The organism is Bradyrhizobium jicamae (genome assembly GCF_018130215.1).
Lineage (GTDB): Bacteria > Pseudomonadota > Alphaproteobacteria > Rhizobiales > Xanthobacteraceae > Bradyrhizobium > Bradyrhizobium jicamae_A.
On record NZ_JAFCKQ010000042.1, the window covers coordinates 1 to 19,489 of the forward strand.

At 62.6% G+C, this 19,489-nt stretch carries 18 protein-coding genes; 14 read left to right on the forward strand and 4 right to left on the reverse strand.

From position 1 onward, the window contains the following. Positions 1-173: 173 nt before the first annotated feature. On the forward strand, positions 174-2,411 hold the full coding sequence (locus tag JQ586_RS31140; RefSeq protein WP_212398460.1) for an acyl-CoA dehydrogenase family protein: 2,238 nt from the start codon (positions 174-176) through the stop codon (positions 2,409-2,411). 14 nt (positions 2,412-2,425) lie between these two features. Continuing rightward, complete coding sequence (locus JQ586_RS31145) at positions 2,426-3,622, forward strand: CaiB/BaiF CoA-transferase family protein (protein WP_212398461.1); 1,197 nt, start codon at positions 2,426-2,428, stop codon at positions 3,620-3,622. A 15-nt stretch (positions 3,623-3,637) separates the two neighbouring features. Here the strand turns inward: JQ586_RS31145 and JQ586_RS31150 are convergent, their stop codons facing one another. Continuing rightward, positions 3,638-4,132, reverse strand: a complete 495-nt coding sequence (locus JQ586_RS31150; protein ID WP_212398462.1) for a MarR family winged helix-turn-helix transcriptional regulator — start codon at positions 4,130-4,132, stop codon at positions 3,638-3,640. A gap of 188 nt (positions 4,133-4,320) precedes the next feature. Between JQ586_RS31150 and JQ586_RS31155 the strand changes: the two genes are divergently transcribed. From JQ586_RS31155 to JQ586_RS31185, 7 genes are read left to right on the forward strand one after another with little or no spacing between them, the layout of a single operon-like run. After that, positions 4,321-4,644: a type II toxin-antitoxin system HicB family antitoxin gene (locus tag JQ586_RS31155; RefSeq protein ID WP_212398463.1), complete on the forward strand. Its 324-nt coding sequence runs from the start codon at positions 4,321-4,323 to the stop codon at positions 4,642-4,644. 25 nt (positions 4,645-4,669) lie between these two features. Beyond that, complete coding sequence (locus tag JQ586_RS31160; RefSeq protein WP_212398464.1) at positions 4,670-5,989, forward strand: Rieske 2Fe-2S domain-containing protein; 1,320 nt, start codon at positions 4,670-4,672, stop codon at positions 5,987-5,989. Beyond that, positions 5,986-6,957 (forward strand): PDR/VanB family oxidoreductase, encoded by a 972-nt coding sequence (locus JQ586_RS40725; protein ID WP_212398465.1) that lies wholly within the window; start codon positions 5,986-5,988, stop codon positions 6,955-6,957. The genes JQ586_RS31160 and JQ586_RS40725 overlap by 4 nt, the downstream gene beginning before the upstream one ends. Before the next feature lie 34 nt (positions 6,958-6,991). Further along, positions 6,992-8,215, forward strand: a complete 1,224-nt coding sequence (locus JQ586_RS31170; RefSeq protein WP_212398466.1) for an ABC transporter substrate-binding protein — start codon at positions 6,992-6,994, stop codon at positions 8,213-8,215. 55 nt (positions 8,216-8,270) lie between these two features. Further along, positions 8,271-9,557 carry a CaiB/BaiF CoA-transferase family protein gene (locus tag JQ586_RS31175; protein ID WP_212398467.1) on the forward strand — a complete coding sequence of 429 codons (1,287 nt, stop codon included), beginning with the start codon at positions 8,271-8,273 and terminating at the stop codon, positions 9,555-9,557. A gap of 26 nt (positions 9,558-9,583) precedes the next feature. Next, positions 9,584-10,750: a thiolase C-terminal domain-containing protein gene (locus JQ586_RS31180; protein WP_249148411.1), complete on the forward strand. Its 1,167-nt coding sequence runs from the start codon at positions 9,584-9,586 to the stop codon at positions 10,748-10,750. Next, positions 10,747-11,202 carry a Zn-ribbon domain-containing OB-fold protein gene (locus JQ586_RS31185; protein ID WP_212398469.1) on the forward strand — a complete coding sequence of 152 codons (456 nt, stop codon included), beginning with the start codon at positions 10,747-10,749 and terminating at the stop codon, positions 11,200-11,202. Before JQ586_RS31180 ends, JQ586_RS31185 begins: the two co-directional genes overlap by 4 nt. A 63-nt stretch (positions 11,203-11,265) precedes the next feature. On the opposite strand, the gene JQ586_RS31190 is transcribed toward JQ586_RS31185, so the two are convergent. The 3 genes from JQ586_RS31190 to JQ586_RS31200 all read right to left on the reverse strand — a co-directional run bounded on the left by JQ586_RS31190 (position 11,266) and on the right by JQ586_RS31200 (position 14,200). After that, positions 11,266-12,429 (reverse strand): acyl-CoA dehydrogenase family protein, encoded by a 1,164-nt coding sequence (locus JQ586_RS31190; RefSeq protein ID WP_212398470.1) that lies wholly within the window; start codon positions 12,427-12,429, stop codon positions 11,266-11,268. 12 nt (positions 12,430-12,441) lie between these two features. Beyond that, entirely contained in the window at positions 12,442-13,323 is an 882-nt protein-coding gene (locus JQ586_RS31195) for an alpha/beta fold hydrolase (protein ID WP_212398471.1), read from the reverse strand. Positions 13,324-13,453: 130 nt separating this feature from the next. Continuing rightward, positions 13,454-14,200 (reverse strand): crotonase/enoyl-CoA hydratase family protein, encoded by a 747-nt coding sequence (locus tag JQ586_RS31200; protein WP_212398472.1) that lies wholly within the window; start codon positions 14,198-14,200, stop codon positions 13,454-13,456. An 84-nt stretch (positions 14,201-14,284) separates the two neighbouring features. On the opposite strand from JQ586_RS31200, the gene JQ586_RS31205 reads away from it, so the two are divergent. The 5 genes from JQ586_RS31205 (at position 14,285) to JQ586_RS31225 (ending at position 19,487) form a co-directional block, all read left to right on the forward strand. Further along, the gene (locus JQ586_RS31205) at positions 14,285-14,872 is read left to right on the forward strand and encodes a TetR/AcrR family transcriptional regulator (RefSeq protein ID WP_212398473.1); all 588 of its coding nucleotides are present in this window, start codon (positions 14,285-14,287) and stop codon (positions 14,870-14,872) included. A 65-nt stretch (positions 14,873-14,937) separates the two neighbouring features. Beyond that, complete coding sequence (dusA, locus tag JQ586_RS31210; RefSeq protein ID WP_212398474.1) at positions 14,938-15,951, forward strand: tRNA dihydrouridine(20/20a) synthase DusA; 1,014 nt, start codon at positions 14,938-14,940, stop codon at positions 15,949-15,951. Positions 15,952-16,332: 381 nt separating this feature from the next. Next, positions 16,333-17,583 carry an ABC transporter substrate-binding protein gene (locus JQ586_RS31215; RefSeq protein WP_212398475.1) on the forward strand — a complete coding sequence of 417 codons (1,251 nt, stop codon included), beginning with the start codon at positions 16,333-16,335 and terminating at the stop codon, positions 17,581-17,583. Between the two features lie 39 nt (positions 17,584-17,622). Beyond that, a complete protein-coding gene (locus JQ586_RS31220; RefSeq protein WP_212398476.1) occupies positions 17,623-18,492 on the forward strand; it encodes a branched-chain amino acid ABC transporter permease in 870 nt (289 codons plus the stop codon). Next, positions 18,489-19,487, forward strand: coding sequence for a branched-chain amino acid ABC transporter permease (locus JQ586_RS31225; RefSeq protein ID WP_212398477.1), 999 nt, complete (start codon positions 18,489-18,491; stop codon positions 19,485-19,487). Before JQ586_RS31220 ends, JQ586_RS31225 begins: the two co-directional genes overlap by 4 nt. The last annotated feature ends 2 nt before the right edge of the window (positions 19,488-19,489 follow it).

A 19,489-nucleotide genomic window follows, 5' to 3' on the forward strand; every position in this document is an offset into this window, starting at 1 on the left:
ATTCGCTGGACCAAGCTGTCGATCAACCAGATCGTCAAGGATCGGGTGAACATGCTGCTCGAGGCGTCGATGGCGCTCGAGCAGGTGACGTTCGAGACCGCCGACCACAAGGAGGCGACGATGTCGTTCAAGGAGAAGCGGAAGCCGAAATTCGGCCAGAGCTAGTGCGCCCCATGGATGCGATCGAGCTCCCCTCCGACGACGTCAGGGACATGCTCCGGGATTCCCTGCGCGGGTTTCTCGGCGGGCATTGGAATGCCGATAGTGTCAGGCGCGGGGCCGCTCCGGGGGAGATCACGGCGATATGGTCGATGCTGGTCGGGCAGGGCGTTGCCACGCTCGGCAGCAATCCCGCCGAGGGCGGTTTGCGCGAGGTGTCGGTCGTTCTTGGGGAGCTAGGCCGGGCTGCCTGTCCGGCGCCGATGTGGTCCGCGGCTCTCACCAATTTCGCGCTCGCGGCCTCGCCGTCGGCTGCTGCGATCGACCTGCTGCAGGCGGTTCATGCGGGCTCCGCGCGTGCCACATTCTCGTTTGGAACGCTCGATCCGGATCTCGGGAGCGGCGATATCGAGGTCACGGGTGACCGCGCGACAGGGCTGCTTCGTTTCGTCGAGGCCGCCGCAAGCTGCACGCATCTACTCGTCGCGACTGCCCGGTCCACACTTGGCATTGTTGCGTTGAATGGCCCGGGGGTCGAGGTCTCGCCGGCTCGTGCGATGGGCGCGTGGGGCTTCTGCGAGGCGCGCCTGGACATGGCGCCGGTGACCTCGATTGCGGTGCATGACGGTATGCTCGACGATCTTCTTCTCAAGGGCAAGTTAGCCCTGGCCGCCCGCGCACATGGCGCCGCCCGGCGTGCCTTCGAGTTGGCGACGGAGTACGCGCGCGAGCGTCAACAATTCGGGCAACCGATCGGAAAATTCCAGGCCATCCAGCACAAGCTCGCGAACGGCCTCATCGCGCTCGAGGGTGTGCGGCTGATCCTGGATCATGCGGCGAGCCTGCACGACCGCGACCACGACGACTGGCGCTATTTCGTCAATTGCGCCGTGGCCTTCGCGAGCAGCGCCCTGCGCCACGTATCGCTGGAGACCCACCATACGTTCGGCGCCATCGGCTACGCCGACGAACATGAAGCGCCGCTGCATTTCAGGCGGGTGCATCTGGACATGATCGCGCTTGGCGGTCTGCAGCATGCGAAACGGGGCGTGGCGTCGGATCTGTTCGATCCGCGGAGTGCTGGCCTGCCCGAAAACGATCTCGGCCCGGCGGGTAATCGGCTGCGCGAGGGGGTCAGGCAGTGGCTGGAGCAGAACTGGTCGAGTGACAGGAAGGCCGAATTCGACCGCAAGCCGTTCGCGAAACGGGAGTTCGATGCCGATTTTGCCCGCGACGTTGGCCGGACGGGCTGGATCGGTCTCGGTTGGCCAGCGGAATTCGGCGGACAGGCGCGCTCGCCGCTCGAGCAGATTGCCTTGATGGAGACGATGGAGCGGGCCGAGGCACCGCGGTTCGGGGCTGCCATCCAGGCCAACGCCTTGATGATGTTCGGGACAGTCGAGCAGCAGCGCAGGTACCTGCCTGAAATTCTATCCGGCGAAGCCATGCACGGCATGGGCTACAGCGAACCTCAGGCCGGCTCCGATCTCGCAGCACTGCGCACCAGCGCGGTGCGTGACGGCGATCACTGGGTGATCAACGGCCAGAAGATCTGGACGACGACATGGTGGGGCAAATACATGTTCCTTGCCGCGCGAACGGACAGGGGCGCAAAGCCGCACGCCGGCATCAGCATGTTCATCGTCCCAATGAATGCCGAGGGGATCACGATCCGGCCGGCGACCACGATGTACGACGGTTCCTTTGCGAACATTTTCTATGACAATGTTCGCATTCCCCTGGAGAACCTCGTCGGTGAGGTCAATGGCGGGTGGAAGGTGCTGACCGGCGCACTGGCCTTCGAACGCGGGCTGGTTGGCGGGGGCATTGTCCTGAAGGTCGCCCACGCATTCGAACAGCTGCGCCGTCACGTGATGGCAAGGGACGATGCCGGCGCTGCGCTGGCCGACGATCCAATCGTACGCGACAGGATGGCGACGCTGGCGGCCGAGATCGAGGTCGGACGGCTCCTGATGATGCATTGCGCGGAACTCGCCGCCAACGGCGCTACGCCGCCGGAATACGGTGCAATCAGCAAGGTCTTCTCCAGCGAATTGATGGAGCGTTTCGGCGAGGCGGCGCTCGACATTCTCGGCATGCGCGCGGCGCTGTCCGAGCAGATGCCGGGTGCGATCGATAATGGCCGGTTCGAACAGAACCTTCGGCATTCGCTGATGTGGGTTATCAGCATCGGCACCAATGAGATCCAGCGCAGCCTGATCGCGCAGCGCGCGCTCGGATTGCCCAGATAGCAGGAGTAGTTCGTATGCTGGAGCAGAAATCCGCCGCTTCGCCTCTCGCCGGCATGCGGGTGCTGGACTTCTCGATCATGTTGGCGGGGCCGTATTGTGCGCGGCTGCTCGCCGATGTCGGCGCCGACGTGATCAAGATCGAGCCACCGGAAGGCGATGACATGCGGTTGCGGACGCCACTCCGCGAAGGGCACAGCGCCTATTTCGGCCAGCTCAATGCGGGAAAGCGCAGCCTTGCGCTCGACCTCAAGAACCCCGACGCGATCAGGCTGGTGCATCAACTCGTGGCCGAGACGGATATCGTCGTGGAGAATTTCCGGCCCGGCGTGATGGATCGGCTCGGCCTCGGCTATGAGGCGTTGCGCGCGATCAATCCGCGCCTGATCTATTGCTCGATTTCGGGCTACGGACAGTCCGGTCCGGCCGCTGAGCGCGCCGCCTATGCAATGATCGTGCATGCCGAGAGCGGCTTCGACCGCTCGCTGATGCGCTATGCCGGTGATCGAGACCGGCCGGCCTCCGGCGCGATCTTTGTCGCTGACGTGCTCGGCGGCATCTTCGGCTATTCCGCGATCCAGACGGCCCTGGTCCAGCGCGCGCGGACCGGAGCAGGCCAACGGATCGACGTCGCGCTGATGGACTGCATGCTGAATCTGCTCGTCTACGAACTGCAGGAGGCGCAATTCCCGACCCGCGTGCCGCGGCCGACCTATGGCCCGGTGCGCACCCTGGATGGCGACATCCTGATTGCGCCTATCACGCCGCGGAACTTCGCGGCGTTGTGCGAGGTAACAGGACAGAGCGAGCTGGCCGACGACATCAGATTCAAGACGGTGCCGGGGCGGGGCGCGAACTGGACGGCCATGATGCAGGTGATCGAGCGCTGGACTAGTCAGCATACGGTCCGCGCGTGCATGGCCGCGCTCGACCGCGCCGGTGTTCCTTGTGCCGAATATCGCGATCCCGGTGCGGCGCTGACAGATCCGCACCTGCTGGAGCGTGGGTCGTTCGCGTCGATTGCCGACGGGGCAGGCGAGTTCAAGGGCGTGAATGCACCTTGGAAGATGTCGGGCGCGCAGACGTCCATGCAGTACGAGATTCCTGCGATCGGTGCGCACCGAAATGAGGTGCTGACGCAGGTGCTCGGCCTGTCTGCGGATGCGATCACCGACCTTGGCAAGACAGGCGCGTTCGGGAGCACGACCGCCTGAGAGGCGCAGCCTCGCTCACGCGCCGGCGGAGGAATCCGGCGGCCGGGCTTTTGCGATCGCCAGCAAGCATTTGAGAAAATGCGCACGGTCTTCCTTGCGCAAGGGAGCCAGCATGATGTCCTGCAACTCGGCCGCAGCCGGGATGACCGCCAAAAGGGCTTCTTCGCCGCTGGCCGTCATTTGCACCTGGACGGATCGGCGATCTTCCGGATTGCTCCTCTTTGAGACCAGCCGGCGCGCCGTCATCCGCTTGAGCATTTCGCTGAGCGTGTTCTTGTCGCAGTTGATGCGGTCTGCGAGGACCGACGGTGTCAGTGGGCCCAATTGATAGAGCGCCATCAGCACGCCGAACTGCCGTGGCGTGATGTCGGACTGCCGGGTCAGGCTTTGATAGAGGCCGTCGTAACGGGCCTCCAGAAGGCGGAGCAGAAACCCGACGCCCCCTTCCAATTGCCAGTTGCGGGCAATGTCCGTGGCGGAACCCGCCTTGATTCCCTTCTTGGCAGCCATGTCGTCGCTGATCCCCGTCCGAACGAATTCGCATTAGCCGTTAGCAGCTTGACCGCTTGGTCTCAACTGGCCGCTGAATCGTGGATCGAAAGCAACGGGTGGCTCCTTGAGCCCTTGCCAGCGGCCAAGCCATGTAGTACGTATACGTATCAAATGCGATGCGGAAGACGTCGTTTCGGGAGGTTGTCTTGAACCTGCGTGAGCTGCTTTCGATTCCCTATCTGCTTGAGGCGGAGGCGGTTGAGACCGAGCCGGGGCAATGGCTGGTCCGCCTCGCTTATCCCGAGTTGCCGGGGTGCACCGCGGAAGGCGCAGTCGTCGAAGACGCCCTGAAGGACCTGGAGCGGCGGCGGATCGAAATGATCGTCAGCCTCGTCGAACAGGGCAAGGAGCCTCCCATCCCGCGCGCGCCGCTCGCGGCGGCCGATCCGCTCTGGACGGCTGATGACCTTGGGGTTTCCGCTCGTGTGGCTGCGCTGCTCAACGGCGCAGCTGCGACGCAGGGCGTTTGACCACGCATTTCAATGGAGAAAGCTCATGCTCTCGCACGAAGACAATGAACGCCTGGTGAGGGTCGGGAAGGGCACGCCGCTCGGGGATCTCTTCCGCCTGTACTGGATTCCGTTCCTGCCTTCGGCGGACCTGACCAGGGACGGACAACCGAAGCGTGTTCGCCTGCTTGGCGAAGATCTGGTCGCCTTCAGGGATACGGATGACCGGATCGGGTTGGTCGACCAGGCATGCCCGCATCGCGGCGCACCGTTGATCTTCGGACGCAACGAGGATTGCGGGCTGCGCTGCGTTTATCACGGCTGGAAGTTCGACGTGACCGGCGCCGTCACCGACATGCCGGCGGAGCCGGTTCGCAGCCGCCTCAAGGAGCGGGTGCGGATCAAGGCCTACCCGTGCAGGGAGCGCAACGGAATGATCTGGACCTATATGGGGCCGGACCAGGCCGACCTTCCGCCGCTGCCGAACCTCGAATGGAATCTGGTGCCGCAGGATCAGGTTCACATCTCACTGCGGGTCCAGGAGTGCAACTGGCTGCAGGCGGTCGAGGGCGAGATCGACTCGGCGCACGCGCCTCTGCTGCACGGACGGCTGGATTCCCAGGGGACGACGAGTGCCTGGATCCAGAAACGTGACCTCCGCCCGACCTTTGAATGCATCAAGCAGGACTTCGGGATGAGTATCGCGGCGCGGCGCAATTATGACGCCAACACGCTGTACTGGCGCGTCAATCAGTTCCTGCTGCCGTTCTATACGCTGGTGCCTCCGTTGTCTCCGTTTCCGGACCTGAGCGGCCACGCCTGGGTGCCGATCGACGACGAGAACACGCTGTGCATCATGTTCTCCTATCACCCGTCCGAGCCGCTGCTACCGAAGACGCGGCAGGTCTTCGCCGAAGGACACAAAGGCCGGGAGAGCGGCCATGCGAGCCGCAACGCGCTGGTCCAGCATCCGGTGACCGTCCCGTATGCGGGCTATTGGACGAAATACAACCCGCAGAACGGCTTCCAGTTTGACTACCAGGCGCAGCAGACCACCTGGTTCTCAGGCTTGCCCGGGCTCTGGGTACAGGACGGCGCCTGCCAGAGCGGCGTGTCTCCGATTTTCGATCGCACCAGGGAAAACCTCTGCTCGAGCGATACTGGAATTGCGATGACGCGGCGTTTCATTCTTGAGGCGCTCGGCGCCTACCGCGATCACGCCGTGAGGCCCAAGGGCGTGACCGATCCCGACGTCTTCATGGTCCGGGCCGTCTCGCTACGCTTGCCGCCCGAAGATTCCTGGGTCGATGTCGGAGCGCCGTTCATGCGGGCAAAACTCGGCGCCGATTTCGGGTATGAACTGTGAGCGCTTCGCGGCAGAACCTCATCGAGGTGCGGGTCAAGCGGATCACCTATGAGGCCGAGTGCATCAACTCCTACGAGTTGGTGCCCGCGGCCGGCGGCAACCTCACGCCGTTTTCCGCGGGCAGCCACCTCGACTTGCATCTCCCGAACGGCATGATCCGCAGCTACTCGCTGCTGAACGACCCGCGCGAGCGGCACCGTTATGTCATTGCTGTCAACAGGGATGGGGCGGGGCGGGGTGGCTCCGGCTTTGTCCACGACAATCTGAAGGCCGGAGATGTCATTGCCGTGTCCGAGCCGAGCAACAACTTTGCGCTTTGCGAGGACGCCGAACTGTCGGTGCTGATTGCGGGCGGGATCGGGATCACGCCTCTGCTGTCGATGATCCGCCGGCTCGAGGCGCAGGGACGCCGCTGGAAGCTGTTCTATGCCGCGCGGACTCGCCGTGCGGCCGCCTTTCTCGACGAACTCCAGGCGCTTCGACCATGCGCCGGTTCGAGCATACACGTCGATTTCGACGACGAACGATCGGGCCAGGTGTTCGATCTCGCAGCCATCATCAATGCGGCGCCGGCGTCGGCGCATCTCTACTGCTGCGGTCCGGTACCCATGCTGGGAGCATTCGAGGCGGCAACGGCCGATCGTCCGATCGGGCATGTGCATGTTGAGTACTTTCAGGCCAGGGAAGCACCGGCGACCGCAGGCGGCTTCGAAGTCAAGCTGGCGCGCAGCAATCGCACGATTGCGGTCGAGCCGGGGCAGACCATCCTGGACGCGCTGCTGGCCGCCGGGATAGCGGCCAACCATGCCTGCGCGGAAGGGGTTTGCGGCACCTGCGAGACGCGCCTGATCGACGGCGTACCCGATCATCGCGACCAGTTTCTGAGCAAGGATGAGCAGGCCGCGAACAAGACGATCATGATCTGCTGTTCAGGGGCAAAATCGAGTGCGCTGGTGCTCGATCTCTGAACGCACAACAACATCAACAAAGGGCTGGAAGTACATGAAAATCCTCTCGAGCATTCTCGGCTTGTCCCTCCTCGCCGTCGGTGTCAGCGCTCCGGCTCTTGCCGAAACGGCACGTGCAATGAAGATCGGTATCCTCAACGATGCGTCCGGCCCGTATTCCGACAATGCGGGTGAGGGATCGGTCACGGCGGCAAAAATGGCTGCCGAAGACTTCATGCTGCAACATCCCGGTTTCAAGGTCGAGATCGTCTCGGCGGATCATCAGAACAAGGCGGATGTGGGAGCCGCCATCGCGCGGCGGTGGATCGATCAGGACAACGTCGATGCGATTGCCGACGTCCCGAACTCGGCGGTTGGCCTCGCCATCAACGAGGTCGTCCGCGGCGGCAAGGTGGCCTTGATTGCGTCCAGCGCAGCCTCATCCGACCTGACGGGCAAATACTGCTCCCCCAACACGATCCAGTGGACGTTCGACACCTGGGCGGCGTCGCACACGATCGGCAGCTACCTCGTGCGCCATGGAGGCAAGAAGTGGTACTTCATCGCGACCGATAATGCCCTCGGAAAGTCGATGGTGCGCGACGGAACCTCCGTCATCGACGCAGGCGGCGGTACGGTCCTTGGTTCGGTCAACGTTCCCATCAACAACTCGGACTATGCGTCGTTCATCCTGCAGGCGGACGGCTCGGGCGCAGACGTGATCGCGTTCGCGACCGCAGGGGGCGACACCGTGAATTTGATCAAGCAGTCCTCCGAATTCGGGCTGAAGCAGAGCGGCCGGACCTTTGCGGCGCTCCTGACCACGACGAATGACGTTGAGGCGAGCGGCCTTGCGGTCGGCCAGGGGCTCATCATTACCCAGCCGTTCTACTGGGATCTCAATGATGCCAGTCGGGCGTGGTCCTCGAGGTTCAGCGAACGGCAACACGGGCAATTGCCGACCGCGTTCCATGCGGGAGTCTATTCGTCGGTGCTGGCCTATCTGAACGCGGCATTGGCCGCCGGCACCAACGACGCGCAGGCGGTGATCCGGAAATTGAAGGAGAAGCCAATCGACGATGCTCTGTTCGGACCGGTCGTCGTACGTGCCGACGGCCGCGCCATCCACAACATGTACATCCTGAAGGCGAAGGAGCCGAAACTCTCAAAGGGCAAGTGGGATCTCCTGGAGAACGTCGGCGTGCTGAGCGGGCCGGAGGCGTTCCGTCCCATGGATCAGGGCGGATGCCCGATGGTGGAACAGTCGAAAAGCAACTGACGCTCCCAGAAATCGATGTTCACGGCCGCGGCGCGGCAAACCAGTGGATGAGGACATGTTGGACAATATCGAAGCGGACTTTCCCGAGCACACGCCGCGCCCGTCGCATGCGCCGAGGGCCCTCGAGGGGATACGGGTCGTCGATTTCTCGCACTTCATCGCCGGCCCCTTCGCAACGATGATCCTGGCCGACATGGGCGCGGAGGTCATCAAGATCGAACCGCCCGGCCGCGGCGACGACCTTCGCCGCTATCCGCCCGTGCATGCGGAGCTCGGACACGGCGCACCGTTCGCCTGGACGAACCGCAACAAGCGGAGCGTGGCCCTTGATCTCAAGGCATCCGAGGGCGTCGCGATCGCACGCGAGCTGATTGCGACTGCTGATGTGGTGGTCGAGAACTTCTCGACGGGAGTCATGGAGCGGTTCGGGCTCGACTATGAGTCCTGCCGCAAGATCCGACCCGAGATCGTTTATTGTTCCGTTTCGGCGTATGGGCGTGAAGGAAGCTTCAAGGACCGGCTCGGCTTCGATCCGATTGCGCAGGTCGAGAGCGGGTTCGTGTCGATGAACGGCTACGCCGATCGCGAGGGTGTGCGAGCGCTGTCGCCGGTCATGGACATCAGCACAGCGATGATGGCCTGCAATGCGATCCTCGGTGCGTTGGTAGCGCGGGAACGCAGCGGCCTTGGCCAGTCGATCGAGGTATCGCTGTTCGACAATGCCGTGCTGATGACGGGCTATGCCACGATGCAGCACCTCTTCAGCGGCACAGATCCGCAGCGACACGGCAACACCAGTCCTGATACCTGCCCTTCGGGCGTGTTCCAGGCCGAGGATTGTTCCTTTTACATCAACTGTGGCAATGACAAGATCTTCCAGCGGCTGATGTCGCAGGTGGTTGATCGTCCCGATCTCGCTGAGGCCGAAATCTACGCAACCGGCACTGATCGGATCCGGCGGAGGGAAGAATTGTTCGCGATCCTCGGGGAGGCATTCGCGCGGCGGCCCTGGTCACACTGGCAGGCGCGGATGCGCGCGGCCGGTGTGCCCTGCGGGCAGGTTCGGACCGTCGGCGAGGCGATACGCTCGTCGGAAGCGAGGGAGCGCGGGCTTGTGACACGTATTCCCCACGAAACTGTCGGCTGGGTCCCGAACATCAACCTGCCGATCCGCTATTCGCGCATGCCGATCGTCGATCCCGTTGCGGCGCCCGCGGTTGGGCAGCATACCGACAGCGTCTTGCGTCAGCTGCTCGGCTATGACGACGAGCGGCTGGCGCGGCTTGCCCAGAGCGGAGCCTTTGGTGAATCCGTACCCTCGCGACGGGGTACCAGGGCGTGACCGTGCAGGCACGAAGCGAGCGCACGATGAGGGGCCGCGTCGCCGTGGTCGGGATCGGTGAAACCACCTATTATCGCCACGGTGCGTCGCCCGATCCGGAATTCAAGCTTGCGCTCAAGGCGATCCTGGCCGCTTGCGCGGACGCCGGGATCGACCCGCGCGATATCGACGGGTTTTCGTCCTACAGCGATGACAGGAGCGAGGCATCCCGGCTGGCTGCCGCATTGGGGACGCGAAGGCTGCGGACGGCCACGATGCAATGGGGTGGAGGAGGTGGCGGTTGCTGCGCGGCCGTTGCCAATGCCGCCGCCGCGATCGTGGCTGGCCTCGCGGATTGCGTCGTCGTCTTCCGATCGCTGGCGCAGGGCCAGTATGGCCGTTTCGGGCAGGCTGGTGCGATCGAGACGATCTCCGGCGAAAAGGCCTATCTGATGCCGTATGGCGTGCTGGCGCCGCCGCAACGCTTCGCGATGCGGGTCCAGCGCTACATGCACGAACACGGCGTCCGGCAGGAAGCGCTGCGCGCCGTCGCACTGGCGTCCTATCACCACGCCCAGGCAAATCCTCGCGCGGTGATGCATGGCAAGCCACTCGATGCGGACAAATACGATACCTCGCGCTGGATTGTCGAGCCGTTCCATCTCTACGACTGTTGCATGGAAAATGACGGCGCCGCGGCCATCGTGCTGGTGGCCGAAGAACGTGCCGGGGAGTTTCGGCACAAGCCCGTCTATCTGCTCGGCGCGGCAGTTGGCTCCGGCCATCGCGCGGGCGCTGTTGCACACAATGCGACGCTCTACGCCGGTGCCAGCTTCGATACGGTCGCGCCGGATCTCTATCGCATGGCGGGAGTCGGCCCGTCCGATGTCGGCGTGGTCCAGTGCTACGAAAACTTCACCGGCGGCGTCGTGATGGCCTTGGCGGAGCACGGGTTCTTCAGGCCGGAGGAAGCCAACGATTTCCTGACGGTCGAAAACCTGATCGCGCCGTCTGGCCGGCTGCCGCTCAACACCAGCGGCGGCAATCTCGCGGAATGCTACATGCACGGCTTCGAGCTCGTCCTGGAAGCTGTGCGTCAAGTGCGTGGCACATCGACGTGTCAGGCCGCGCGAAGCGACGTGGCGATGGTCATCGGCGGGCCCATGGTCACGCCGGCCAGCAATCTCGTGCTCGGTTCGGAGGCCACGTTGTGAATCGAACGACGAGTTCGTCCTATCTTCCCGCGGGCCTGCCGATTCCGGTGGCGGAAGCTGATGGCCTGTCTGCACCCTATTGGGGCGGGCTGCGCGAGAACAGGCTGCTCGTGCAGCGCTGCGCGCATTGCGGAACCTGGCAGTTCGGGCCGGAGTGGCTGTGCCATCGCTGTCACGCTTTCGATCCCGCCTGGACCGAAGTCGAGCCGCATGGGCGGATATTCAGTTGGGAGCGGGCGTGGCATCCATCGCATGCGGCATTGAAGCAGCATGGTCCCTATGTCGCGGTCCTCGTCGAATTGCCCCATGCGGGCAACATTCGGATGGTGGGCAATTTGCTCGGCGATCCCATGCAGGCCGTCGCGATCGGGGCAGAGGTCGAGGGAGTCTTCGAACATCATCCGACAGCGAATCCGGCGTTTTCGCTGTTGCAATGGCGACTGCGACCTTGAAGTCCAGGTCGGTTGGGTTGGGAAGGCGCAACCGGCCGACGGCATCACTCGTAAGCGTTTTCGTCAAATTCCCATCGTGCGCGCAATCAACATCTTCTGGATTTCGACAGTGCCGCCTGCGTACAGGCTGAACGGAGCCTCAAGGTAGTACCGGGCCATCTCCTCGAAATCGAAATACGCGCGGCCGCCCATCACGCGCATGCCGTGCGAAATGAGCCGTTGAAGCTGTTCCGAGCAGAAGTACTTCGCCATCGGGATCTCTCTTGTCGTATCAGCGCCCGATTTCAGCGAAGACAGCGCCCCCTCGCAGAACAGCTGCATGGCGTGCTCGATGACCGTCATCTCGACCAGCGTGTGCTGAATGGCCTGGAAGCTCGAAATAGGCTTTCCGAACTGCTGCCTCTGCTTGGCAAATTCCACCGCGCGGCCGACGATCGAGCGGGCGAGCCCTCGAGCCAAGAAGGATACCACAAGCCGTTCGAGCGATCCGGTCTCCCGAAGAGTGGCCCAGGCCTTGCCGAAGCCTTTGGAGCCGCCCAAGACGCTGGTCGCCGGAACACGCACGTCGCGGAGGGCCACTTCGCAGGAAGTATGGGCGTGACCGGCAAGATTCCTCAATGGTTTGACGGTCAACCCCTGAGCCTTCCCGGGTACGAGGAGGATGCTGAACGAGCGATCGTTTGCGTCTCCACCAGCGTTGCGCGCAACGACGAGAAGGAAATCGGCAGACGCTGCCCCCGTGGTGTAGATTTTGTCGCCGTTGAGAACGAAACCGTCATCCACGCTCAAGCAGGTCGTCGCCATGCTTCCCGCATCGGAGCCTGCATTCGGTTCGGTCATCCCAAAGGCCAGCTGAAGGTCGCCTGAACTGGCGCGCCGCAACAGGTCTTTCCTTTGTTCGGGCGTTCCCATCATGGCGATGACGGCCGCACCGAGGACGGTATTCACCATGTACGCCGATGCGGCGCCAGCTGAACTACCGGCCAAAAACTCGAGTGTCCAACAAGCCTGTTCGATATCGTCGGGCCCGATTTCCGCTACGTCGCCGCTCAGGAAGCCAAGCTGAAGAAGCCCTTCCTCAGACAGAATTTTCAACGGGGTGCTGGCGTCGACGAACTTGCCAACATCGAGGCTCGAGATCCTGTTGCACGCTGAGTGAACTCTTCTTTCGATCTCGGATCTTGCGAGATGACCGGAAACACCATGCGAGGAGTTCTTCGAAGCCAATGCGTACCTCCATCAAGCTGCAGGAGCGAGGAAATTGCTCAGCGTCTGGGTAACTTCGTGAGGAAATTGATCGACGAAGAAATGTCCGCCAGGCAGGGAAGCGTCTTTGGGGTTGCTGAACCGCTTGCGCCATTCAGCCGGGATATCGAAGAGTTGCCCCATTTGTCCGGTGGACCCATAGAATACCAGCGTTGGGCAATTTACTCGGCGGTCGATGTCAACAGCGTCATGTTCTAGATCGATAGAGGCCGCAGCGCGATAATCGGAGCACGAACCGTGTATCATCGCGGGATCTCGCCAGCAGCGGCGATAATCGGCGAGCATCTCCCGGTCGAAATCCGAAATCCTGGTTGCTCCCCATCCTACGAGACAGGTCTCGTAGAAGAAGTCCGGATCATTGCCAATCAGACGTTCTGGAAAGGGTTCTGGCTGCGAGAGGAAATACCAATGCCAATAGGAGCCGGCGACCTTCCGGTTGGTATCCATGAACATGGCGTAGGTTGGAACGATATCCATCACGGTGAGGCTGAGGACGGCGTCCGGATGATCGAGAGCAAGCCGATGTCCGGTACGACCCCCGCGATCATGCCCTATCACGTGGAAGCGCTCGAAACCCAGTGCGCGCATGAGGTTCAGCTGATCGCCCGCCATTGCCCTGAAGGAATAGTTCGATTTGTCGGGGAGGCAACGCGGCTTTGAGGAGTCACCATAACCCCTGAGGTCGGCACAGACTACGGTATAGCTCGCGGCCAACCTCGGTGCCACGTGGGCCCACATCGCCTTGTTTTGCGGAAAGCCATGAAGCAGCAGAAGAGGCGGCCCCGATCCACCGACGACGCACGAAATCTCGGCATCGCCGACACCGATCGTTCGGCTCGAGAAGTGTTCAAACATCTACACTCTCCTTCTTTGCCAGGGCTCGCTTCAGAAAGTTCGTCGCGTCGACGATTGCTCACCTGCGGTTTCCTTTGACATGAGCAGCCTTTTCCCCGCGTTGGCCTCTGGCGCGAGACCGTCGAAACTGTCAGCCAGCCCCTGGCATGACCACCGCCGCGCGAGCTGAGTTACTCGCTTGGTAGGCCGATATGGTCAGCTCCCTCTCGATTGCTGCGCGCATTGCTTCCATGGTCAATTGACGCAACCGCTTCTTCGCGGTCGAATGCGATGGCTTGTGGATCGATCGAAGCGCTGTCGTAACCTCTGCAAGTGTCGAGTCGATCAGTTCCGGTGCGACGATGCGGTCGAGGAACCCTGCTGCAAGCGCGTCGTCCGGCTCGTACATCTCGCCAAGGGTGGTAGTACGGCTGAGCCAGGCAGGATGAAGGCGGCTTCGCGCGAGCTCGATGGCGAAGCTTGGCGGCGCGATCCCGATGGCGACTTCGTTGAGCCCCATCCGGTGGGGCCCCCTTGCGCCAAGTCTGAAGTCGCACGCCAGAAGCAGGAACGTACCCATGGGGAAGGCGTGACCTTCCATGACACCGATAGTCGGAGATGCGAAGGACATGAGGCGCAGCGCGAGCTCCGCACCCGCTCGCACCATTTCGAGGCTTCGTGATGCGTCTCCGGCCGCGAATACCTTCAAGTCAAAACCGGCTGAGAAAATGCCGGGGCGGCCAGAACGCAGGACCACGACGTCGGTGTTCCCTTCGACACGGTCGAGCGCCCTTCTGATCTCGCCCAGCATGGAAGCAGACATGACATTTACCCTGCCGTCATTGAGGTTGATGTGGGCGACCCCGTCGCTCACCTCACAGCTGACTCTCCCGGTCATTTGATCCTCCTCGCCGATTTCGGCTTGACCTTGAGGGGCTGATGTAGACCAATCAATATAATTCGTCGGTATGAGGAGGCTTTATTGCCGGCAGTTCCGAAGCACCGCCAGCCCATCATCAATGCCGCTCTGACGCTGTTCCGCCGGCAGGGATTTGCGCGAACGGGGTTGAACGACATCGTCGACTTCAGTGGGGCGCCCAAGGGGTCGCTCTATCATTATTTCCCGCTCGGAAAATCCTCGATCGCCGTGGCTGCGGTCGAGGAGGCAGGCCGCCGGCAGGTTGCGACTCTCGAAAAGTTGGCGTCAGAGTGCGGTTCGACCAGCGAACTGCTTCGGGCGCATGCGCGGCTATTGGCGGGATGGATGTTGAAGTCGGGATTTCGCGACGGCTGCCCTATCACCACCGTCCTGTTGGAGCTCGCGCCGCGCGAGCGGACCGTGGCGGATGCTGGACGCAGAGCCTATGCGGCACGCATATCGATTCTGAGCCGGAAGCTGGTTGAAGACGGATTCGCTCAGGCGCGCGCCGAAGCCTTGGCCGTACTCTGCACCTCGTCGCTCCAAGGGGCGCTGATCCAGGCACGCGTCGAACGAAGCGGAAGACCCATCGAAGTTGCGGCGGTGGAATTGGCCCGACTGCTGGAGGCAGCATGTAAGCACTTGAAGTGAAAGGAAAATGCCTCAACTGTCAGATGAAACTTCTGTCGGCGCAAAAATCAGCTATACCGGACGAGATGATAAAGCGAAACAACATCAACATCTTAGCGCATCGATTTTCCGTCGCCCCCATGATGGATTGGACCGACCGGCATTGCCGGGTCTTCCATCGGCTGATGTCGCGGCGGGCGCGGCTTTATACTGAGATGCTGACCACGGGCGCGGTGATCCACGGCGACCGGGCGCGGCTGCTCGGCTTCGATCCGAGCGAGCACCCGGTGGCGTTGCAGCTCGGCGGATCCGATCCGCACGATCTGGCTACGGCCGCGACCATTGGCGAGGATTTCGGCTATGACGAGATCAACCTGAATGTCGGCTGCCCGTCCGACCGTGTGAAGGACGGCCGCTTCGGTGCCTGCCTGATGGCAGAGCCTGCGCTGGTCGCCGAGGGTGTCGCGGCGATGAAGCGCGTGGTGAAAATTCCAGTCACCGTGAAGTGCCGGATCGGCATCGACGACCAGGATCCCGAGATCGCGCTCGACGTCCTCGCGCGCGGCGTCGTTGCGGCAGGTGCGGATGTGCTGATCGTGCACGCACGCAAGGCCTGGCTCAACGGATTGTCGCCGAAGGAAAACCGCGACATCCCGCCGCTCGATTACGATCGCGTCTATCGCCTGAAGGCGGCCATGCCTGCTGTGCCCGTCATCATCAATGGCGGCATCGCCGATATTGCCGAGGCGAAGCAGCATCTTGCGCATGTCGACGGCGTCATGCTCGGGCGCGCGGCCTATCAGGATCCGTGGCGGCTGCTAGCGGTCGATTCCGAACTGTTCGGCGAGAGCGCGCCGCATGCGACGATGAAGGACGTGTTTGCGGCGATGATGCCCTACATCGAGGCGCAATTGGCGAAGGGCACGCGGCTGCACGCCATCACACGGCATTTCGTCGGCGCATTTCACGCCGTCCCCGGTGCGCGCGCATTCCGCCGCCACCTGGCGGAGAACGGCGTCAGATCAGGCGCCGGCGCGGATGTGCTGCGCGATGCGATCGCGCTGGTTGGGGAGCGCGTGCCGGCGTCGATTGCGGCCTGAGCCGATCCGCTCGCACCTCCGGGCCGCCCAGGGAAAAGCCAGGAGCCGACCACTCGCGCCGGGTCGATGTTGCCTCCGCGATGATCAATGCTGCGCAGCAGCAAGCCGCCTGACGGTGGTGGCGCTCGGTCGGTTAGACCAATTGTGAATTTGTCCTGCACGGAGAGTGAGGCACTCTGCCGCACCGGGCGCTGCGGCAACCGCATCCTGCGATGCAGGAAAAACAGAGAGAGCCGCACACGCGCTCAATTCCAAACTGCGATATCATATCGCCCTTGATCTCCGAGACCGCGATCTCTTCGAGACCATCTGGGCAACAGCAACGAGTTTGTCTTGATGAAATAACGTCCGCAAAAAAACGACAATACCGGGAGGTCTGGAATGGGTACGATTCGGCTTTCGATCAATCGTCGCACGCTCATCAAGTCCGGCGTCGCGCTGGCCAGCAGCCAGGTTTTGGGTGCGCCGTTTGTCGTCAGGTCGCTTGCGGACGAGCCGATCAAGATCGGAATGGTCGATCCCCTGACCGGCGTGCTCTCCGCTCTCGCACAAAGCGAGGTCGACGGTGCCAGATACGCCGAAGCCGAGATCAACAAGAAGGGCGGCATCCTGGGGCGCCAGGTTCAGCTCCTCGTCGAGGATTCCGCAAACGACGTCGGTACCGGCGTGCAGAAGACCCGAAAGCTGATCGATCGCGACAACGTCTCCGTCATTTTCGGCGACGTCAATTCCGGCATCGCCTATGCGATGTCGCAAGTCACCAACGAGAAGAAGGTCTTTCACATCGTTCCCGGTGGTCACACCGATCCGATCACCGGCGCGAACTGCAAATGGAACGTGTTCCGCATCTGCAACACCACGACGATGGACGCCAACGCGATCACGCCGGAATTGGTGAAGAAGTTCGGCAAGAAGTGGTTCTTCATTACGCCGGATTATGCCTACGGTCACACTTTGCAGGACGCCTTCATCAAGGCGCTGAAGAAGGCCGGCGGCGAATTCCAGGGCGATATGCTGCCGATCAACAACACCGATTTCTCTGCGACGCTGATCAAGGCGAAGGCGTACAAGCCCAACGTCCTGCTCAACAACATGGGCGGCCTGACGCAGATCAATTGCATGAAGCAATTCACGCAGTTCGGAATGCAGAAGGAGATGGCGCTCGGCGGCGCGTTGTTCGAGCTCGAGAGCATCAAGGGATGTCCGCCCGATGCCCAGACCGGCTGGTGGACCATGGAGTGGTGGTGGAACCAGCCCAAGGTGCCCGAGGTCGTCAAATTCGTGAGCGATTTCCGCAGCGCCAGGAAGAAGACGCCGTCCGCGCGCGACTGGTTCGGCTATGTGGCGATGCATACGGTCCGCCTTGCGGCCGAGAGGGCGAAGTCACTGGAAGGTCCGAAGATGGCGAAGGCGCTGGAGGACCTCGAGCTGCCGCCTGACGTCGCGTTGCAGCCGGGAAAGGTGCGCTATCGCGCCGGAGATCATGAGCTGATGCCGAACCTGTTTGTCGGCGAGGTTCATCCGCCAAAGTCCGAGCCGGATGATCTTTTCACGCCCGCAGCGCTGGTCCCCGGCGAGGAGGCGGCGGGCTCGGTGGCGGACACCGGTTGCAAGATGGTGGAGCCGGCCTGAGCGAACACTGGCTGAACGAGCGGCAACGCCGAGGGCAGGATGATCCAGGTCATATTGTTCAACGTCACCAATGGACTCATCATTGGTGCATTCTATGTGCTGATGGCGCTGGGCCTGTCGCTGATCCTCAATCTCAGCAACGTCATCAATTTCGCTCACGGCAACTTCCTGGCTCTCGGCGGCTATCTTGCTTTCACGTTGTCGCCGGCGCTGGGTTACTGGGGCGCGCTGCTTGTCTCGCCGCTGATTACCGCGCTGATCGGTCTTGCGGTCGAGCGGTTGATGATCCGGCGGGTCTATAATCGGGACCCGGTCTACAGCCTGCTCCTCACCTTCGGGTTCGCGTTCGTGATGCAGGATGCGGCCCGCTACATCTGGGGACCCAACGGATTGCCGCTCGGATTGCCCGAGTTCCTGTCGCAGCCGATCAGCCCGACGCTGTTCTTCATCACCTGGTATCGCGTATTCATGGTCACGGTGGTGATCATCGCGGTGCTCGGGTTGTTCGCGTTTCTGCGCTACACGCAGGTTGGCGTTCGTATCCGGGCCGGCACGCTGGACCTGGAGACGGTGGCCTCGTTGGGGGTCAATATCAGCCTGTTGCGGACCTTCAATTTCGCGCTCGGCTGCCTGCTCGCCGGCCTGAGCGGAGTCCTTGCCGCCGGGCAAATCGGTCTCAATCCCAACATGGGCGACGACCTGCTGATGCCGAGCTTCATCGCGATCATCGTCGGCGGTGTCGGCAGCCTGATCGGCACACTGTTTGGCGGACTGCTGATCGGGGTGGCCGCGGCTCTCACGACCGTGTTCTTTCCGAGCGCGAGCGAGGCCGTCATCTATGCCATCATGATGATCGTCCTTCTTGTTCGTCCGCGAGGGCTGATGGGCGAGGAAGGAATGATGGCATGAGCTCCGAAGCCGGCACAAACGCCGCCGTGGTCGGGGCAGGGCGAACGCCGGCCGTTCCGCGATGGGTCATGCTGATCGCGGTCTGGGCCATCCTGATCGCGGTTCCCTACTGGCTTCCATTGCTCGGCGGCTACACTGCGCTTGCGGGGCGCGTGCTGGTGTTCGGGCTCGCTGCGATGGGACTGAACCTCCTGCTGGGATTTACCGGCGTCCTCAGCTTCGGGCATGCCGCCTATTTCGGCCTTGGCGCCTACGGCGCCGGTCTTACGCTGCGATATCTCGCGCACAGCACTCCGCTGGCGATGCTGCTGGGAACGCTGCTCGGCGGTCTGGCCGGCACGCTGTTCGGCCTGCTGATCGTGCGCCGCCGCGGTGTCTACTTCGCGATGTGCACGATTGCGTTCGGGCAGCTGTGGTACTACCTGGCCTACAGCTGGAACGACTTCACCGGGGGCTTCGACGGTCTGCGCGATTTCCATCGCGAGCCGATCGGCCTTGGAGGGCTGACGCTCGACATCACCGATGGCGGCAACCGGTTCTATTTCTTTCTTCTTGCCGTCTTCGCCCTTGCCGTGGGCCTGCTGGGCCTCCTGGTCCGCTCCCCGTTCGGGCACACATTGCGGGCAATCCGGGAGAACGAACGTCGTGCCCGCTTCCTGGCGATCCCGGTCGAGCGCCAAATCTGGCTATCGTTCTCGATCTCCTGCTTCTTCACCGCGCTCGCGGGCACGCTTTATGCGTTGCTCAACAATTTTGCGGATCCCCTGGCGCTGCACTACTCGCTGTCAGGCTATTTCGTCGTGATGTGCGTCATGGGCGGCATGCGGACGTTCTGGGGGCCGCTGGTCGGAGCGACCGTGTTCGTGGTGCTGCAGGACTACATCTCGTCGATGACCGTGAACTGGATGTCGTTCGTCGGCGCGATCTTCGTGCTGGTCGTGCTGTTCTTCCCGCGCGGCCTGCTCGGCATGCGCGGCCGACGCGGATCGGCATAGCC